General features: G+C 63.5%; 16 protein-coding genes and 1 pseudogene. 3 read left to right on the forward strand and 14 right to left on the reverse strand.

Translation table 11 applies throughout. The annotated features are described in order from the left end of the window. Positions 1 to 40: 40 nt before the first annotated feature. Positions 41 to 1,252: an O-antigen ligase family protein gene (locus tag JAB8_RS00600; RefSeq protein ID WP_070287851.1), complete on the reverse strand. Its 1,212-nt coding sequence runs from the start codon at positions 1,250 to 1,252 to the stop codon at positions 41 to 43. Positions 1,253 to 1,509: 257 nt separating this feature from the next. Then, positions 1,510 to 2,748: pseudogene (locus tag JAB8_RS00605) on the reverse strand (malic enzyme-like NAD(P)-binding protein); the annotation flags it as partial. A gap of 206 nt (positions 2,749 to 2,954) precedes the next feature. On the opposite strand from JAB8_RS00605, the gene JAB8_RS00610 reads away from it, so the two are divergent. The 3 genes from JAB8_RS00610 to JAB8_RS00620 all read left to right on the forward strand — a co-directional run bounded on the left by JAB8_RS00610 (position 2,955) and on the right by JAB8_RS00620 (position 5,180). Beyond that, entirely contained in the window at positions 2,955 to 3,980 is a 1,026-nt protein-coding gene (locus JAB8_RS00610) for a LacI family DNA-binding transcriptional regulator (RefSeq protein WP_070224387.1), read from the forward strand. 114 nt (positions 3,981 to 4,094) lie between these two features. Further along, complete coding sequence (locus JAB8_RS00615; RefSeq protein ID WP_070224388.1) at positions 4,095 to 4,574, forward strand: hypothetical protein; 480 nt, start codon at positions 4,095 to 4,097, stop codon at positions 4,572 to 4,574. A gap of 66 nt (positions 4,575 to 4,640) precedes the next feature. After that, positions 4,641 to 5,180: a hypothetical protein gene (locus tag JAB8_RS00620; RefSeq protein ID WP_230502344.1), complete on the forward strand. Its 540-nt coding sequence runs from the start codon at positions 4,641 to 4,643 to the stop codon at positions 5,178 to 5,180. 4 nt (positions 5,181 to 5,184) lie between these two features. On the opposite strand, the gene JAB8_RS00625 is transcribed toward JAB8_RS00620, so the two are convergent. The 12 genes from JAB8_RS00625 to JAB8_RS00680 all read right to left on the reverse strand — a co-directional run bounded on the left by JAB8_RS00625 (position 5,185) and on the right by JAB8_RS00680 (position 16,307). Beyond that, positions 5,185 to 5,814, reverse strand: coding sequence for a LysE family translocator (locus JAB8_RS00625; protein WP_070287857.1), 630 nt, complete (start codon positions 5,812 to 5,814; stop codon positions 5,185 to 5,187). A 79-nt stretch (positions 5,815 to 5,893) separates the two neighbouring features. After that, entirely contained in the window at positions 5,894 to 6,676 is a 783-nt protein-coding gene (locus tag JAB8_RS00630) for an AraC family transcriptional regulator (protein ID WP_070287859.1), read from the reverse strand. A gap of 2 nt (positions 6,677 to 6,678) precedes the next feature. Next, on the reverse strand, positions 6,679 to 8,142 hold the full coding sequence (gene rng / locus JAB8_RS00635; protein WP_034747098.1) for a ribonuclease G: 1,464 nt from the start codon (positions 8,140 to 8,142) through the stop codon (positions 6,679 to 6,681). 43 nt (positions 8,143 to 8,185) lie between these two features. Beyond that, positions 8,186 to 8,806: a nucleoside triphosphate pyrophosphatase gene (locus JAB8_RS00640; protein ID WP_070224393.1), complete on the reverse strand. Its 621-nt coding sequence runs from the start codon at positions 8,804 to 8,806 to the stop codon at positions 8,186 to 8,188. A gap of 8 nt (positions 8,807 to 8,814) precedes the next feature. Continuing rightward, positions 8,815 to 9,285, reverse strand: a complete 471-nt coding sequence (rlmH, locus tag JAB8_RS00645) for a 23S rRNA (pseudouridine(1915)-N(3))-methyltransferase RlmH (RefSeq protein ID WP_034747108.1) — start codon at positions 9,283 to 9,285, stop codon at positions 8,815 to 8,817. Between the two features lie 6 nt (positions 9,286 to 9,291). Then, positions 9,292 to 9,981: a ribosome silencing factor gene (rsfS, locus tag JAB8_RS00650; RefSeq protein WP_070224394.1), complete on the reverse strand. Its 690-nt coding sequence runs from the start codon at positions 9,979 to 9,981 to the stop codon at positions 9,292 to 9,294. Beyond that, positions 9,982 to 10,653, reverse strand: coding sequence for a nicotinate-nucleotide adenylyltransferase (gene nadD, locus JAB8_RS00655; protein ID WP_265334685.1), 672 nt, complete (start codon positions 10,651 to 10,653; stop codon positions 9,982 to 9,984). After that, on the reverse strand, positions 10,650 to 11,564 hold the full coding sequence (gene hemF / locus JAB8_RS00660) for an oxygen-dependent coproporphyrinogen oxidase (protein ID WP_070224395.1): 915 nt from the start codon (positions 11,562 to 11,564) through the stop codon (positions 10,650 to 10,652). Before hemF ends, nadD begins: the two co-directional genes overlap by 4 nt. A 129-nt stretch (positions 11,565 to 11,693) precedes the next feature. Then, the gene (locus JAB8_RS00665) at positions 11,694 to 13,244 is read right to left on the reverse strand and encodes a class I SAM-dependent methyltransferase (protein ID WP_070287861.1); all 1,551 of its coding nucleotides are present in this window, start codon (positions 13,242 to 13,244) and stop codon (positions 11,694 to 11,696) included. Between the two features lie 70 nt (positions 13,245 to 13,314). Beyond that, a complete protein-coding gene (locus tag JAB8_RS00670) occupies positions 13,315 to 14,130 on the reverse strand; it encodes a hypothetical protein (protein ID WP_139142880.1) in 816 nt (271 codons plus the stop codon). 113 nt (positions 14,131 to 14,243) lie between these two features. Then, positions 14,244 to 15,512 carry a phosphoribosylamine--glycine ligase gene (purD, locus tag JAB8_RS00675; RefSeq protein WP_070287865.1) on the reverse strand — a complete coding sequence of 423 codons (1,269 nt, stop codon included), beginning with the start codon at positions 15,510 to 15,512 and terminating at the stop codon, positions 14,244 to 14,246. Positions 15,513 to 15,581: 69 nt separating this feature from the next. Next, positions 15,582 to 16,307, reverse strand: coding sequence for a YebC/PmpR family DNA-binding transcriptional regulator (locus JAB8_RS00680; protein ID WP_070224399.1), 726 nt, complete (start codon positions 16,305 to 16,307; stop codon positions 15,582 to 15,584). Positions 16,308 to 16,411 lie beyond the last annotated feature (104 nt).

Genomic DNA, 16,411 nt, shown 5'->3' on the forward strand with positions numbered 1-16,411 from the left:
CTTGCAGGGGGCAGCAAAAACGGTCAGGCGAAAAACGAGCTCAAGCGGTGCGCTCTTGCTGGCGCAACAGGGCCCACAATATCACCATCGGGAAGACCAGCATGATGATGCCGATATTCAGGGTGAGCGAGCTCGTCGTAAGGCCAAAAATCAGGTAGCAGGTGCATAGCACCACGCCGGCCAGCGCGAACGGCCTGGCGCTGCCAGGGCCGTGACGCAGTGCTCGCACAAACAGAGCCAACGGCACGAGGAAGAGCGCCAATAAGGCCAGTACGCCGACGATGCCGCGTTTGACGAGTGCATCGAGGTAATCATTGTGGGCGTTGGTGTAGTCTTTGATGCTGGCGTCCATTTTGCCCCCCTCCGCAAGCGTTTGCTTGGCGGCAAGGTAGCCGCTGCGCCCCATGCCAAGCCAGATATGCTCATCGGAAAGAGCCCATGCGGTACGCCACATTTCGATGCGCTGGCCGATGGATGTGGTCACCGTGTCGCTGTCCTGAAACTGTTCTATTTCACTCATCGCTATTGCTATGCGTTCAGGTACGCGCGAGTTCGGAAGCGTATAAGCCAGTGTGGACACGGCCAGGAGTGCGCTCAGCAGGGCGGCCACGTAGCGTGCTCCGCGGCCTTTCGAGTAGTGGTATAGAAAAAGACAGGCGCAGACGGGAAGTGCCAGCCAACCTCCGCGGCTGACGCTGATGATGGATCCCACGATGCCAGTCAGTCCACCGGCCAGCAATAACATGCTCCATGCCAGGTGACGGCTCTGCGTGCGTGCCCAGTCCAGGCCGCACAACGATAGCATGCCAAGCAGTATGCTGACGTTGCCATAGTGAATGGCATTGCTGGTGGCCGCTTGTGGACGGTACATCTCCAGCACGAGAATTTGCCAGGAAGCTAAAGCGGCACCGCAGATGGCGCCGATGGCAACGCCACCCCACCACGCTGCGGGGCGAGGTGGATAGGCAAGTAGTAACAGCAGTACCGGTGTGGCCAGTAGCGCACGTAGTGGCATGTCGAGTTCGCGCGTTGGATCAGCGTGATACAGCATGTTCGCCGTGAAAACGAAGAAATACAATAGCAGCGTGCCCAGCAGCAGATAATCCCGGCGCTGCAGGTTCAGGCGGGGGCGTTTCCATAGCAGACAGGTACTCGCAAGCAGAAGGGCCACGGCGCCCCATGAATATCCGCTGGTCACAGCCAATGACAATGCAGAAAAAAGAAAAACACAAACAGAAGTCAGGCCGAGCATGAATATCCTTGGTAATGCGTATTATCGCCATACTGGCAACTGTAGCAACATAAAGTAGTCGCCATTGTAATCGAAGGTTCATGCAAGAATGCCCGCATAGTATCTGCTTATTAAATAAGGATTTGAGTGTCTCCACGGGCAGAAACGAAAAAACCATGGTTTTTTTGGCCATGGTTTTTTTGTAAGCAATGGTAACTTGCTGTAATTTTGTCAAGGCAAGGCGGGCCTTGCCTTGCGCATCAGGCGGTAGCCGGCACGCGCGTGGCTACGCCGGTAGCGATGGCCGCTTGGGACACGGCAGGCGCGACCCAGCTGCGCAGACGCTCGTCGAACGGTGACGGGATCAGTTGCAACGGCGTCAGGGCGCTGCTCTCGTGGCCTGGCAACGGCTCCTTGGCCAGCGCGGCAATGGCGCGCACGCAGGCCAGCTTCATCTCTTCATTGATGGTGGTGGCGCCCACGTCGAGCGCGCCGCGGAAGATGTACGGGAAGCACAGCACATTGTTGATCTGGTTCGGATAATCCGAGCGGCCCGTCGCCACGATGGCGTCGTCGCGCACGGCGTGCACTTTCTCCGGGGCAATTTCCGGATGCGGATTGGCCAGGGCGAAGATCAAAGGCTTGGCGGCCATCGATTCGACCATCTGTGCGCTGACCACGCCGCCCTTCGAGACGCCGATGAAGATGTCGGCGCCGACCATGGCGTCGGCCAGGTCGCGGTCGCTCGTATCGTTCGCGTAGCGCGCCTTGTTCTCTTCCATGTTGGCATCGCGGCCCGGGTAGATCACGCCCTGGCTGTCGCACACTTTCAGCAGCGACTTGTTCAGGCCCAGCGAGACGAGCAAGTCCAGGCAGGCGATCGAGGCCGCGCCGGCGCCCGAGACGGCCACTTTCACATTGCCGATATCCTTGCCCACCAGCTCCAGGCCGTTCAGGATGCCGGCCGCGACGATGATGGCCGTGCCGTGCTGGTCGTCGTGGAAGACGGGAATGTTCATGCGCTTGCGCAATTGCTGTTCGATGTAGAAGCAGTCGGGCGCCTTGATGTCTTCCAGGTTGATGCCGCCGAAGGTCGGCTCCATGCGCACCACAGTGTCGATGAACAGGTCGGGGTCGTTCTCGGCCAGCTCGATGTCGAACACATCGACATCGGCGAACTGCTTGAACAGGCAAGCTTTGCCTTCCATCACCGGTTTGCTGGCCAGCGGGCCGATATCGCCCAGGCCCAGTACGGCCGTGCCATTGGTGATCACGGCCACCAGGTTGCTGCGCGACGTGTAGGTGCCGGCCGTGCGCGGATCTTCCACGATGGCTTCGCAGGCGAAGGCCACGCCCGGCGAGTACGCCAGGGTCAGGGCGCGGGCGTCGCCCAGTGGTTTGGTGGGCGTGACGGAAATCTTGCCTGCGCGGGGTTGTGCGTGATAGGCGAGGGCGGCTTCTTTCAGGTTGAAGGTTTCGCCGTTCTGTTCGGCATGCTTGCTGTGCGAAGTAGACATAGGAATTCTGGGAGGGGCAACCAGGCCCGAGTGGTAAGTCCGAGCCATGGTATGCAAGCGTTTGCACGCTGTCAAGGCTGGAATGTACTTAAGCGTACCAAAACCGCTTTGGGCAACGGCTTTATTTCAATGCAAGCGTTTGCTCGGTTTTTGACGAAATGGGGAATTTTTACGATAAAATCACAGTATTGCGATCCGGGAAGCCCATGACAAACAAGAACCCCACCTTAAGCGACGTTGCGCGGGCCAGCGGCGTGCACTTTTCCACCGTGTCGCGCGTGATGAACCCGGCAACGCGGCAAATGGTCAGCGCCGAGGTGGCCGCGCGCGTGCTGGCCGAAGCGGGCCGCCTCGGCTACCGGCCGAACCGCGCCGCCTCGACCCTCGTCACGCGCAAGTCGCGCATCATCGGCGTGGTCTTGCCCGACATCACCAACGCTGTTTTCCCGCCGATTTTGCTGGGCATCGAAGAGGGCTTGCGCAAGCATGGCTACCTGGCCATCGTCGCCAATGTGGGCGCCGACGAGGAAGAGCAGCTGTTCGTCATCAACCGCCTGCTGGGGCAGCAGGTCGATGGCCTGATTTTGGCTACCGCACGGCGCGACGATCCCGTCATCAAGATGTGCATCGACCAGAATGTGCCCGTCGTGACCGTCAACCGCAGCGACGAAACGGGCGTCGCTTCCTGCGTCGTCAGCGACGACGTGGTCGGCATGCGCCTGGCCGTGGAACACTTGCTGGCGCTCGGTCACCGCCATATCGCGCACATTGCCGGCCCGGAAAACCTGTCCACGGGCCACGTGCGCCGTCTCGGTTTCCTGGCCGCCATCCAGGCCAGCGAACTCGACCCCTCGCAAGCGTTCGTCTTTGAAAGCAGCGGCTATTCGCGCGAATGCGGCAAGGCGGCCCTGCTGGAACTGCTGCGCCAGTCGCCGCAAACGACGGCCGTGGTGACGGGCAGCGACCTGGTGGCCCTCGGCTGCTACGACGCCATCCGCGAACTGGGCTTGAGCTGTCCCGAAGATATTTCCGTGGTGGGCCACAACGACATGCCCTACATGGATATGATCCGTCCGCCTTTGAGCACCATCCGCATCCGCCACCACGGCATCGGCACGGAAGCGGCCCGGCTGATCCTGCAAACCATCGCCTCGCCCGACTCCCCGGTGATCGACGTGCGCCTGAAGCCCGAGCTGGTGGTGCGCGAGTCGACGGCGCCGCCGCGCGCCTGAGCCTGCCACTTGTTGCCCTTCTTTTGCCAGAGTATGTTTAAATCTTGATATTGATATTAATCAAGACAACGCCATGCAGACGACGGAAAAGCATGCACAGCAGGGAGGCCGCTGATGCCGAAGAATTTCGGCATGCCCGGCAGCGCCTGGCGCTATGCACTGGGCAGTGACTATGGTTATTGCTCGCCGCTACTCGAAGGCATTGAATTTGAAAACGAGTGGGTGACGATACGCGAATCGGCGATCCGCATCCGTGCCGGTTATGCCTGGGATGGCTGTTCGCCCTGTATCAGCGTGCTCGGCCTGTTTTATGTGGGCACGCCCGATGGCGCGCAGCACCTGGGCTTGCCCGCCACCTACCATGCCAGCCTCGTGCATGACGTGCTGTGCCAGTGGCGCGCCGAGATGCCCGTCACCCGCGCGCAGTCGATCGCCATTTTCCACCAGTTGCTCAGGGAGGTGCGCTTCCCCCTGGCGGGACTGTATGCCGGCGCCGTCTTCCTGTTCGGGCCACGGCGTGGCTTCATGCGGCCCGGTGCGCGCGCCGTAGTGGCCGCCCCGCACCCGCCAGGCGCAACATTAAAGCGGCGCTAACGCCGCCGCCGACGCGCCATGATGTTAAACTGGCGCCCCTCATCGTTTCTCTTGCCCTCTACCGCCATGACCAAAACCAACACGCCTTCCCCGAAACGCCGCGAAGAGGGCGTCGCCAAACTGACCGTCAATCCCTTCCTCGATGCCGAGTTTTACGCGCGCATGCGCGACTACACGGAGCGCGACGCAGCCATCATCAAGGAATTGAAGGCAATCGCCGAGATCCGCGCCGGCAACAAGCAGCCCGATCCCCGCCTGGCGCCGTCGCTGGCCGCCTTGCGCAGCACCGTCAAGAAAGGCTTGAGCTTTGGCGACATGCTCGAGCGCATGGCGGCCGGCAAGGAAAAGGGCTTGTGGGAACCGTGGATGACAACCTTCGGCATCGAGATCCGCGCCGTCAACTACGGCGCCGGCCCGCGCAACGCCTGCCTGGTGCTGGACTTGGCCGCGAATGCCCCCGCGCACGCGATGTTCGCCAAGGCCGGCATCCAGAACTGGCGCAGCCTGGCTGCCGACGACTGCTCCGTCGTGCGCTCGGAGAAAGCGACGGAAACCACGCCGTTGAAAGTGTACGCCGTCTTTTACCTGGATCCGCTGCCGGCCTGATCCGTCAGACACTGCTGCTGGCGACATTTACCAGCAGCAGCACCGCCAGCACGATCAGCATCACGCCCGACAGCCGTTCCAGCAATGGCAGGGCGCGCGCGAGGCGCTGCCGCAGCGCGCCATTGCCGATGGCCAGCGCCACCGCCATGTCCCACGCCAGCACCGCACACACCATCCACACGCCATACAGCACGACCGAGCCGCTGCCCGTTTGCCGGCTGGCGACGACGGACGCTAGACTCACGTAGAACAGCGCATTCTTCGGATTCAGGATGGCAGACAGGAAACCCATGCCCAGGCCGTTGCGCCAGTGCGCCTTGCCGGGCGTGGCGGCCGGCGCTGCCGTCAGCGTCGTGGTGCCCGCATGGCGCAGGAATAGGCCGCCCAGGTACAGCAGATAAGCGCAGCCCGCCAATTGCACGGCGATAAACAGGGGACTGCCTGGATGCAGCACGGCGACGCCGCCAAACGCCGCCACGATGAACACGCCATTGGCCAGTGCGATGCCGATGCACGCTGGCATGGCGCCGCGCCAGCCGTGCGCCAGCGCGCTGCGGGCGACGAGGAAAAAATCGGGCCCCGGCGACAGCAGCGCGAGGAAGTGGGCAGCGGCGATAAGGAGAAAATCCTGCATGAAACGCGACTCCGGCAATGGCGATGCGCGAGTATGCGGGGGGACGCTCCGGTCTGTATTGAAGAAAATTGCAGGCGCTTCAGCGGCGATAGCGTCCCGGCGTGATGCCGGCATGCGCCTTGAAGACGCGCTGCAGGTGGCTCTGGTCGGCAAACCCCAGCACGCAGGCGATGTCGGCCAGGGCGTTGCCCGCCTGCAAGTCGCTGCGCGCGCGGTTGACGCCCAGATTCAGCTGGTACGCATGCGGCGTCATGCCGGTGGCGGCACGGAAGGCGCGGATCAGCTGGTAGCGGCTCATGCCGGCCAGTTCGGCCAGTTGCGCCAGGCTGGCCAGCGGTTGAGACTGCAGCTGCTGCACTACCGGGCGTAGTTGCATCGGGATGCGGGCAGCGTGCGAGGGGAGGGGGATTGCCCCGCCGGCATCGGCACAGGCGTGTAGCAAGGCCAGCAGGGCCTCTTGCTTGGCGGCCGCGGCTGCGGGCGAGAACAGCAGCGCATTCATGGCACAGAACTGCGCATACAGGACAGGTTCGTGCAGTACGCTGGCGCTGCTTGCATCCAGCCGCGGCACGTGGATTTGCAGCCACTGCGCATCGAGATGCAGCATCTGGTAGCTCCAGACGGCGTCAGGCAGGGGATTGCAGGCGTGCACGCAGCCAGCCGGCACCAGCACCAGGCTGCCATTGCCAAGAGCCACCTTGCCCTCTTTGCTGCCCGTAAAGATGCTGCCGCCCGAATCGACGGCGCCGATGGAAAACGTGGGATGGCTGTGCGGCTTGTAGCACGCGCGGCTGTGGCAGGCGCGCCGGCTCTCCACGTGGGGCATGGCCGGGTCGCGCCAGAAGGCGGTGGTGCCGGGCATGGCTACATCAGAATGACGTCGTACTGCTCCTGGTGGTAGGCGTTCTCCACCTGCAGCGAGATTTTCTTGCCGATGAAGTCGCCCAGCATGGCCAGGTGCTGCGATTCCTCTTCCAAAAACAGATCGACCACTTCCTGCGAGGCGAGAATGCGGAATTCGCGCGGGTTGAACTGTTTTGCCTCGCGCAGCAGTTCGCGCAGGATTTCATAGCAGATCGTGCGCGAAGTCTTCACTTGTCCCTTGCCGGCGCAGGCGGGGCACGGTTCGCACAGGATGTGGGCCAGCGACTCGCGCGTGCGCTTGCGCGTCATTTCCACCAGGCCCAGTGGCGAGAAGTTGCTCACCGACACCTTGGTACGGTCGCGCGACAAGGTGCGTTTCAGTTCGGCCAGCACGGCGTTGCGGTGCTCGGCGTTGTCCATGTCGATGAAGTCGAGGATGATGATGCCGCCCAGATTGCGCAGGCGCAGCTGGCGCGCGATGGCGTGCGCCGCTTCCAGATTGGTCTTGAAAATCGTGTCGGCAAAATTGCGCCCGCCGACAAAACCGCCCGTGTTGACGTCGATGGTGGTCATCGCTTCCGTCTGGTCGACGATCAGGTAGCCGCCGGACTTCAAATCCACGCGGCGGCCCAGCGCGCGCAAGATCTCTTCTTCCACGCCGTACAGGTCGAACAGGGGGCGCTCGCCTGTGTAGTGCTGCAGGCGCGTCAGTTCGCTGGGCGTGTAGATTTCCGCGAATTCGCGCAGTTTCACATAGTTTTCGCGCGAATCGACCTGGATGGTGGCCGTTTCATCGCCGACGAAGTCGCGCAGCACGCGCTGCGCCAGGCTCAAGTCCTGGTGCAGCAGGCTGGTGGCGGGACGCGTGCGCGCGCCGTGCGTGATCGTGCTCCACGTCTTGCGCAGGTAGTCGACGTCCGCCTTCAGGTCCGCGTCGGACGCATCCTCGGCCATGGTGCGCACGATGTAGCCGCCTTTTTCATCGGGCGGCAGCAGGCTTTGCAGGCGCACGCGCAGCTGTTCGCGCTCCGCTTCCTTTTCGATTTTCTGCGAGATGCCGATGTGCTTGTCTTGCGGCAGATAGACCAGCATGCGCCCGGCGATGGAAATCTGCGTCGACAGGCGCGCGCCCTTGGTGCCGATCGGGTCCTTGATCACCTGCACCGTCAGCACCTGGCCGTCAAACAGAATTTTTTCGATCGGCGCCGGCGTCGCGTTCTGGCCGTCGTGGCCGCGCGCTTCCCAGATGTCGGCCACGTGCAGGAAGGCGGCGCGTTCCAGGCCGATGTCGATGAAGGCCGACTGCATGCCCGGCAACACCCGCACCACTTTGCCGGAGTACACATTGCCGGCCAGGCCGCGCGTGAGCGTGCGCTCGATGTGCAATTCCTGTACGGCGCCCTGCAGGATGAGGGCGACGCGCGTTTCTTGCGGCGTGATATTGATCAGGATGTCTTCGTTCATGGGGGCGCGGGAGTGGAGGCAACGAATGACATCATACCCGGGATCAGGGCAGGGGCAAACCTGCCAGCCGTAGCAACTGTGCGGTTTCGTACAGGGGCAGGCCCATGATGCCGGAATGGCTGCCTTCGATATGCTCGACGAACAGCGCGGCGCTGCCCTGGATGCCGTAGCCGCCGGCCTTGTCGTAGGGTTCCGGCGTGGCGCAATAGGCGGCGATCGAGGCGGGCGAGAGCACGCCGAAGCGCACTTGCGACACCTGCGTGCGCTGTTCGGCGAAATCCTTGTAGTGCACGGCGATCGAGGTCAGCACCTCGTGCGTGCGGCCCGACAGCTGCTGCAGCATCGCCACAGCTTCCGCCCGGTCGGCCGGCTTGCCGAGGATGACGCCGTCGATGGTGACGGTGGTGTCGGCCGCCAGCACGGGGCGCGGGGTCAGGTGGCGGCGGCGCACCAGGTCCCAGGCGAAGGCGGCTTTTTCATTCGATACGCGGGCGACATAGTCGAGCGCCGATTCGCCGGGGAGGACTTCCTCGGTGACGTCGGCGCCGCGCGGGCCGTCGCTGCGCAGCAGCAGCAATTCGAAATCGATGCCGATCTGGCGCAGCAGTTCGCGCCGGCGCGGGCTTTTGGAGGCGAGGTAGATCTTGTGATCAGCCGTTTTCATGGGGGAGTTCAGACACGGTGGTAGGGGTGGTTTTGCGTGATCGACCAGGCACGATAGAGCTGCTCGGCGAGGATCACGCGCACCACGCCGTGCGGCAGGGTCATGCTGGAAATGCGCAGCATGCCTTCGGCACGCGCCTTGAGTTGCGGATCGAGGCCGTCGGCCCCGCCGATCAGGAAAGCCGTGTCGCGGCCATCCTGCTGCCACGCCATCAATTGCTGCGACAGGCCGACGCTGGTCAGATCCTTGCCGCGTTCGTCGAGGGCGATGATGCGCACGCCCTTGGGCAGGACGGCTTCGATGCGCTCGCGTTCGAGCGCCATCGCCGTGGCGGCGGTCTTGCTGCCGGAGCGCTCCACCGGCTTGATTTCTTTCAGCACGATGCGCAATTCCGGCGGCATGCGCTTCGCGTATTCCGCGAAGCCCGTCTCTATCCAGGCCGGCATTTTATGGCCGACCGCAGCGATGATGAGCTGCATCGAGGCTTACGCTTCGACTTTTTTGATACGCTTGATCACGGTTTTTGCCGGTGCGGCATCGGCTGCCGGCTTGGCCGCGCGTGGGGCGCGCACTTTTTTCTCCGGCAGCGCTTTCAGCGCTTTCACGGCAGCTGCTTCGGTCTTGGTAGGCGCGACTTTCACGGTCTTGCCGACGGCTTTGGGAGCGGTGGCTTTTTTCACCGGGGCTTTCTTGGCGGCGGTGGCAGCGGTGGCTTTCTTCGCTGGCGCTTTCTTTTCGATCACGGGCGAAGCTTCCACATTGGCCTTGCTTGCCGCCAGATGGCCGCTGACCTTTTTCGGCTCGTCGCCGGCCGCTTTTTTCGGCGCGCGCTTGGCGGCGCCCAGCTTGACCGGGGTGTCGCCCCAGATTTCTTCCAGGCGGTAGTAGGCGCGGATAGGCGCTTGCATGATGTGGACGATCATGTCGCCCAGATCGACCAGCACCCATTCACCGGTTTCCTCGCCTTCCATGCCGATGATTTGACCGCCGGCGTCCTTGACCTTGTCGCGCACCGAGGCGGCCAGCGCCTTGGTTTGACGGTTCGAGGTACCGGAGACGATCGCGATGCGGTCGAACAGGCTGGTCAGATGACTCGTTTCGAAGACGGCGATGTCTTGGCCTTTGACGTCTTCCAGGGCGTCAACGACGAGGGTTTGCAGTTTTTTGATGTCCATTTAGCTTTTGTATAAATTATGTTGTTCAATATAGTCTAGCACTAGCGGGGAAAGAAGCGAGTTTGCCCGATTCCCCCGTTGTAATGCCGCACGTATTTCGGTGGCGGAGATATCCACCGCGAAGTCCTGTGCCAGATAAGTCAGACCGTGCGGCGTGTTGCGGATGCTTTTCAGAGACCCCAGGCGGCGCGAAAACTCGTCGGCGACCACTCGCGGTACTGCTGTGTCATTCAGCGCGAAGCCGGGGCGGGCCGCGACGCAGATATGCGCGTATTCAAATAATTGCTGCCATTCGCGCCATGTCGCGAGCCGCTGCAGCTGGTCGGCGCCCATCAGGAAAACGATGGAAGCGCGCGGTCCCAGCTCGGCGCGTACCTGGCGCAAGGTATCGATGGTGTAGCTGGCCTGCCCATGTTCGCTGCGCTCGATTTCCTGGCGGTCGATCACCACAGGCAGGGGCAGGCCGGCAAAGGCCAGGCTGGCCATCTCGGCGCGCTGCTGGCCGGTGGCGCCCAGCTTGCTCTTTTGCCAGGGCGCGCCGGCCGGAATCACGCGCAGTTCGTCGGCGTGCAGCAGGCTGGAAAAATGCGTGCCCAGCGCGACGTGGCCCATGTGCACCGGATCGTAGCTGCCACCGAGTAGCGCCACGCATGCCGTACCACTTTCCTTCACGCCTGCAGCCAGTCGCGATGCACGAGGAAGTCAGTATACAACGCCGCTTCGGGACTGCCCGCCTCCGGATGCCAGTCATAGCGCCACTTGACCACGGGCGGCATCGACATCAGGATCGCCTCGGTGCGTCCACCCGATTGCAGGCCGAACAGGGTGCCGCGGTCGAACACCAGGTTGAACTCGACATAGCGTCCGCGCCGGTAGCACTGGAAATCGCGTTCGCGTTCGCCGTACGGCGTGTCCTTGCGGCGCGCCAGGATCGGCACATAGGCGTCGATGAAGGCGTCGCCTGCGCTGCGCAGCATGGCAAAGCTGTCGTCAAAGCCCAGGGCGTTGAAATCGTCGAAGAAGATCCCGCCGGCGCCGCGCGCTTCGCGCCGGTGCTTCAGGTAGAAATAATCGTCGCACCACTGCTTGAACTTCGGATGCAGTTCGCCGCCGAACGGCGCCAGCGCGTCATGGCACACCTGGTGAAAGTGCTTCACGTCGCCCGCGTCGCCGTAGTACGGCGTCAGGTCCATGCCGCCGCCGAACCACCATACGGGTTCGCCATCGGTATTCACGGTGCTGAAAAAGCGCACATTCATGTGCACCGTGGGCGCGTAGGGATTGCGCGGATGCAGCACCAGCGACACGCCCATCGCTTCCCATGCCTTGCCACCGAGTTCAGGGCGCGCGGCCGCGGCCGATGGCGGCAATGCGGCGCCGGTGACGTGCGAAAAATTCACGCCGCCCCGCTCGAACACATTGCCTTCCTCGATCAGGCGCGAAATGCCGCCGCCGCCCTCGGGGCGCTGCCAGGCATCGGTCAGGAAGGGCTTGCCGTCCTGCGCTTCGAGCGCCTGCACGATACGGCTTTGCAAATCGAGCAAATAAGCCTTGACGGCCGAAGGAGAGGGAGTTGACGACATCGCGTGGGCCGACGAGGCCGAAATAAAAAAGTAAGGACGGATTGTACCCTGTTACGCGTTTTTGTGATAGGGCGGCGCTTGCGCTGTGGTTTTGGGCCGGCCGCGCACACCGTCCGCGGCCAGCGCCTTCTACAGCACGCGCAATTGCTGCAGCACGGGCAGCGTGTCCCGCATGAATTCCTCGATGGCCGCGTTGAGCAGCTGCTGGTGCGCCGCCTCGTCGGCGCATGCAGCGCCATCCTTGAGCAGGCGGCGCCCGCAGCGCGCCATGGCGGTGGCCGCCTGCGCCTGCAGGGTGGTCAGGTCCGGCTGCTCCCGCTCCTGGGTCAGCAGCGAAAACAGCAGCCGGTCGATGAATTCCGTATCGATACCGCTGCCTGTCAATGGCGAGCACAGGATGCGGTAGTCGTCGCCGTAGCGCTGCTGCGCGCCGACGGTCCGGTTCAGGCGGCGCGCGGCTGCGTCGCCGCTGTCGGCGTGCGCCTGACTCGGGAAATACATCACGACCTGGCCGCCGGTGACGAGCATGGCCGCCACCTCCGCCAGGCTTTGTACGCTCTGTCCGGGCAAGGAGGGCAGTGCGGCCAGTTCGGCCAGGCTATGCGGGCCGTTGGCCAGCGCGTCGCAGACGGCGCCGTAGACCTGCTCGTTGCCTGTCACGACGCCCGCCTTGGTCTGGAAGGTAAAGGTCATTTTTGCGCGCGGTACCAGCATGGCCAGGTGCACGTCGGCGTAACATTCGGCCTGGCGCACGGCCCCCATGCGGCGCGCGCCCCGTACCAGCACGTCCTTGCGGAAGCTGGTATTGAGAAAATAGTCCTTCATCGTTTCGCGCCTGACCGCATCGGGCAGCAAGTCGATGGTGGCTTGCTGGTCGGCGTTCAGGTACAGCTCGGGAAAGGCCAAAGGCAGGTCGGCGGAGCCGGCAAAATCGAGCTTGGCGCGCGCCACATCGCGCATCACGTCGGCGTGGTACAGCGGTTCCCAGTCCTGGTTCAGATACTCATGCACGCTGTAATGGGGATCGCTGTTGATGAGCGCATTGAGGCGCGGCGCGAGTGCGGGATTGTCCGCGATGTAGCCAGCCTGCAGATTCTGCAACTGTTGCACATAGGCGATGCCAGCCTGCATTTGCATGTCGCTGCGGCCGGGGAAGCTGGCGGCAAACTCCAGCAGCAGGCGTTGCAGCGGCAGGGCGGAACTCCATCCCGGCATGGCGTTATAGCTGAGCGAAACGATGCCGCCCGGTTTCAGGTAGCGCGCGATGAAGTCGACGATATGCTGGCGGTTCTCCCGGTTGACCCAGGTGTAGATGCCATGCAGGGTAATGAAGTCGAACTGCGGCAGATCGGCCACGCGGCCCTGCGCCAATTCTTCAAAGCTGTTCTCCAGCAGGGTCAGATTGCCCAACTGTGCCTTTGCCGCCAGGGTGCGTGCGCCGGCGACATGTGCCGGATTGAAATCGTTGCCGTAGAACTGGCCGTTAGGGTTGGCGGCGGCCAGCACGTTGAGCGTCTGGCCGCGCCCGAAGCCCAGTTCAAAGTAGGTGTAGGGTTGATCCAGGGGGACCGGTTCGATGCCGTTGAGGATGCAGCTGAAATTGAGGTGATGCGGACTCAGGTCGCTGTAAAAACCGTTGGTGTACTCGATATCCGACACGTATCCTTCATTCCAGGCCATGGTTTCCCCGCATTGGTGGCAAAACGGCAGTATGCCATCATCACCGCCGGCGCGGGAAGTGCGCCGTGGTTCAGCGCGCCGGCGGCGCGGCGCCGTCCTGCTCCACGGTGACGGACAGGTCCGGTCCGGCGCCGGGCAGGCGCGCACTTTCCACGGCCTGCGCGGCGCGCTGCTGCAGGTCATGCCGTTCGGCGCCCTGCTCAGCGGTGGCGGCGGCGGGAGTGGGCACTTGCTTGCTGATCATGGCGCTGGCCGCAAAGGCCAGTACCAGCAGTATCAGCGCGGCCTTCACCCACGTTCCCGGGCGCGCATGGGCGGGCAGCTCGCGGCGGGTCTGGCGCGCGGCGGCGTCGACGATGATGACGGCCAGTTCCGAGCCGCGCTGGCGGGCGCGCAGGCGCAGCGCTTCAAATTGGGGCGCGGACAAGGTGCCTTGCCGGAGCATGTCGCACAGGGCGGCAACCGGCGAGGCGAGCAGGCGGTCCGCAGGCAAGCTGGCGTGCGCGGCGTCGCGCTGCCACTGGTCGATCAGGTCCTCGTCGTACAGGGTGTCGATGGCCTGGCGGTTGACTTGCCGCAGCGCGTCGGCGGCCAGTTGCTGGCGCTCGAGCAGGGCCGCGCCGTCATGCTGGCGCGGCAGGTCGCGCACCCGCTGCAGGAAGCCGTGCTGCGGCAGCAGGTCCGTGAGCAGCAGCCATGCCAGTGTGTCGACCAGCCCCGCGTCAGCGGCCAGCTCCGGCACGTCGATATCCTCTTCTTCGTTATGGCTGCGTTGCAGTTCGATAATGTCCAGTTCGGCGATGGCGTCGTCGAGTTCATCGTCCGTGATCAGGCCGAGCTGGCGCACCTGGGCGAGGGCGGGGTGGAGTTGGCTGGGGCTGGACATGGGCTGCATCTTAGCGCAACGCCGGTTTTCCCGGCGCGCCAATACGAACGGGGCCGGGGCGGATGACTTCCGCGCCGGCCCCGCCGTTTGCCGCAAAGCGGCGTGCTGGGTGCTTAGTGCTTCAGGCCGCGCCAGCCGATGTCGCGGCGGTACTGCGCGCCGTCGAAATGGATTTTTTCCACGGTTTCATATGCCTGCTTCTGCGCCATCTTGATGCTGTCGCCCAGGCCCACCACGCACAGCACGCGCCCGCCGTTGGTGACCAGGCGTTCGCCGTCGATGCGGGTGCCCGCATGGAAGGTGACGGCGTCCGGCGTTTCGGCCGGGATGTCGCCGATCGGCGTGCCCTTGACGGGATCGTCAGGGTAGCCGGCGGCGGCCATGACGACGCCAACGGCCGTGCGGCGGTCCCATTCCAGTTCCACTGCGTCGAGCGTGCCGTTGACGGCGTGTTCCATGACGGTGACCAGGTCGGTCTTCAGGCGCGCCATGATGGGTTGCGTTTCCGGGTCGCCCATGCGGCAGTTGAATTCCAGCGTCTTCGGCGTGCCCTTGTCGTCGATCATCAGGCCCGCGTACAGGAAGCCCGTGAACGTGATGCCGTCCTTGGCCATGCCCTGGATGGTCGGATTGATGATTTCGCGCATGACGCGCGCATGCATGGCCGGCGTGACGATCGGCGCTGGCGAATACGCGCCCATGCCGCCCGTGTTCGGGCCCTGGTCGTGATCCTTCAGGCGCTTGTGATCCTGGCTGGTGGCCAGCGGCAGGATGTTCTTGCCGTCGCACATGACAATGAAGCTCGCTTCTTCGCCGGCGAGGAATTCCTCGATGACGATGCGCGCGCCGGCGTCGCCGAACTGGTTATCGGACAGCATCATGTCGACCGCCTGGTGCGCTTCTTCCAGGGTCATGGCAACGACGACGCCCTTGCCGGCGGCCAGGCCGTCGGCCTTGATGACGATCGGCGCGCCCATGGCGTCGACGTAGGCATGCGCGGGAGCGACGTCGGAAAACGTCTGGTAGGCGGCCGTCGGGATGCCGTGGCGCTGCATGAAGGCCTTGGCGAAGTCCTTCGACGACTCCAGCTGTGCCGCTTCCTTGGTCGGGCCGAAGATTTTCAGGCCGCGCGAGCGGAACAGGTTGACGATGCCGGCCGCCAGCGGCACTTCCGGGCCGACGACGGTCAGGCCGATGTGTTCCTGCTGAACGAAGTCGGCCAGCAATTGCGGGTCGCTGATGTCGAGATTGACCAGGCGCGCATCGCGCGCGGTGCCGCCGTTGCCCGGTGCGACATACACCATCTGTATGCGTTCGGACTGGGCCAGTTTCCAGGCCAGGGCGTGTTCGCGGCCGCCAGAGCCGACTACCAGAATTTTCATAGGGACCGTTCGTTCAGTGTGGGTTGCAGGGCGGCGGTGCCGCCCTTGAGGTGTACAGCATATTTTTGCTTAGTTTTCGATCAAGGCATTCGTAAAGACTTCCTGGACGTCGTCCAGCAGTTCCAGCGCATCGATCAGTTTTTGCATCTTGACGGCGTCGTCGCCCGCGTAGACGGTTTCCGTCGCCGGCTTCATGATGACTTCGGCCACTTCGGCCTTGAAGCCGGCCGCTTCCAGCGCTTCCTTGACGGCGGCGAAATCGTGCACGGGCGTGACCACTTCGAAGCCGCCTTCTTCATCGGCGATGACGTCGTCGGCACCCGCTTCCAGGGCCGCTTCCATCAGCTTGTCTTCGTCGGTGCCCGGCGCGAACAGCAGCTGGCCGCAGTGCTGGAACATGAAGGCGACGGAGCCTTCGTTGCCCATGTTGCCGCCATTCTTGTTGAATGCGTTGCGCACCTCGGCCACCGTGCGGACCTTGTTGTCGGTCATGCATTCGACGATGACGGCCGCGCCGCCCACGCCGTAGCCTTCGTAGCGCACTTCTTCGTAGTTGGCGCCATCGACGCCGCCGCTGCCGCGGTTGATCGCGCGCTGGACGTTGTCTTTCGGCATATTGGCGTCAGCCGCCTTGTCGACGGCCAGGCGCAGGCGCGGATTGGTGATGGCGTCGGCGCCGCCCATGCGGGCCGCGACCGTGATTTCCTTGATCAGGCGCGTCCAGATTTTGCCGCGCTTGGCATCGGTGGCAGCCTTTTTATGCTTGATATTGGCCCATTTGCTATGTCCTGCCATGTCGAATCTTCCTTAGACGGGTGTTCAATTGTGGCCGACATTTTAGCATATCGGCCCCCTGCGAAGCGGCATGGCTCCGTCATCAGGATGACACAATCTGTTGC

This window comes from Janthinobacterium sp. HH106, assembly GCF_001758725.1.
Lineage (GTDB): Bacteria > Pseudomonadota > Gammaproteobacteria > Burkholderiales > Burkholderiaceae_D > Janthinobacterium.

Coding starts and splice junctions, on each gene's coding strand:
- JAB8_RS00600 (WP_070287851.1), bottom strand. CDS start 1,252: ATGCTCGGCCTGACTTCTGTTTGTGTTTTTCTTTTTTCTGCATTGTCA.
- JAB8_RS00610 (WP_070224387.1), top strand. CDS start 2,955: ATGACAAACAAGAACCCCACCTTAAGCGACGTTGCGCGGGCCAGCGGC.
- JAB8_RS00615 (WP_070224388.1), top strand. CDS start 4,095: ATGCCGAAGAATTTCGGCATGCCCGGCAGCGCCTGGCGCTATGCACTG.
- JAB8_RS00620 (WP_230502344.1), top strand. CDS start 4,641: ATGACCAAAACCAACACGCCTTCCCCGAAACGCCGCGAAGAGGGCGTC.
- JAB8_RS00625 (WP_070287857.1), bottom strand. CDS start 5,814: ATGCAGGATTTTCTCCTTATCGCCGCTGCCCACTTCCTCGCGCTGCTG.
- JAB8_RS00630 (WP_070287859.1), bottom strand. CDS start 6,676: ATGCCCGGCACCACCGCCTTCTGGCGCGACCCGGCCATGCCCCACGTG.
- rng (WP_034747098.1), bottom strand. CDS start 8,142: ATGAACGAAGACATCCTGATCAATATCACGCCGCAAGAAACGCGCGTC.
- JAB8_RS00640 (WP_070224393.1), bottom strand. CDS start 8,806: ATGAAAACGGCTGATCACAAGATCTACCTCGCCTCCAAAAGCCCGCGC.
- rlmH (WP_034747108.1), bottom strand. CDS start 9,285: ATGCAGCTCATCATCGCTGCGGTCGGCCATAAAATGCCGGCCTGGATA.
- rsfS (WP_070224394.1), bottom strand. CDS start 9,981: ATGGACATCAAAAAACTGCAAACCCTCGTCGTTGACGCCCTGGAAGAC.
- hemF (WP_070224395.1), bottom strand. CDS start 11,564: ATGTCGTCAACTCCCTCTCCTTCGGCCGTCAAGGCTTATTTGCTCGAT.
- JAB8_RS00665 (WP_070287861.1), bottom strand. CDS start 13,244: ATGGCCTGGAATGAAGGATACGTGTCGGATATCGAGTACACCAACGGT.
- JAB8_RS00670 (WP_139142880.1), bottom strand. CDS start 14,130: ATGTCCAGCCCCAGCCAACTCCACCCCGCCCTCGCCCAGGTGCGCCAG.
- purD (WP_070287865.1), bottom strand. CDS start 15,512: ATGAAAATTCTGGTAGTCGGCTCTGGCGGCCGCGAACACGCCCTGGCC.
- JAB8_RS00680 (WP_070224399.1), bottom strand. CDS start 16,307: ATGGCAGGACATAGCAAATGGGCCAATATCAAGCATAAAAAGGCTGCC.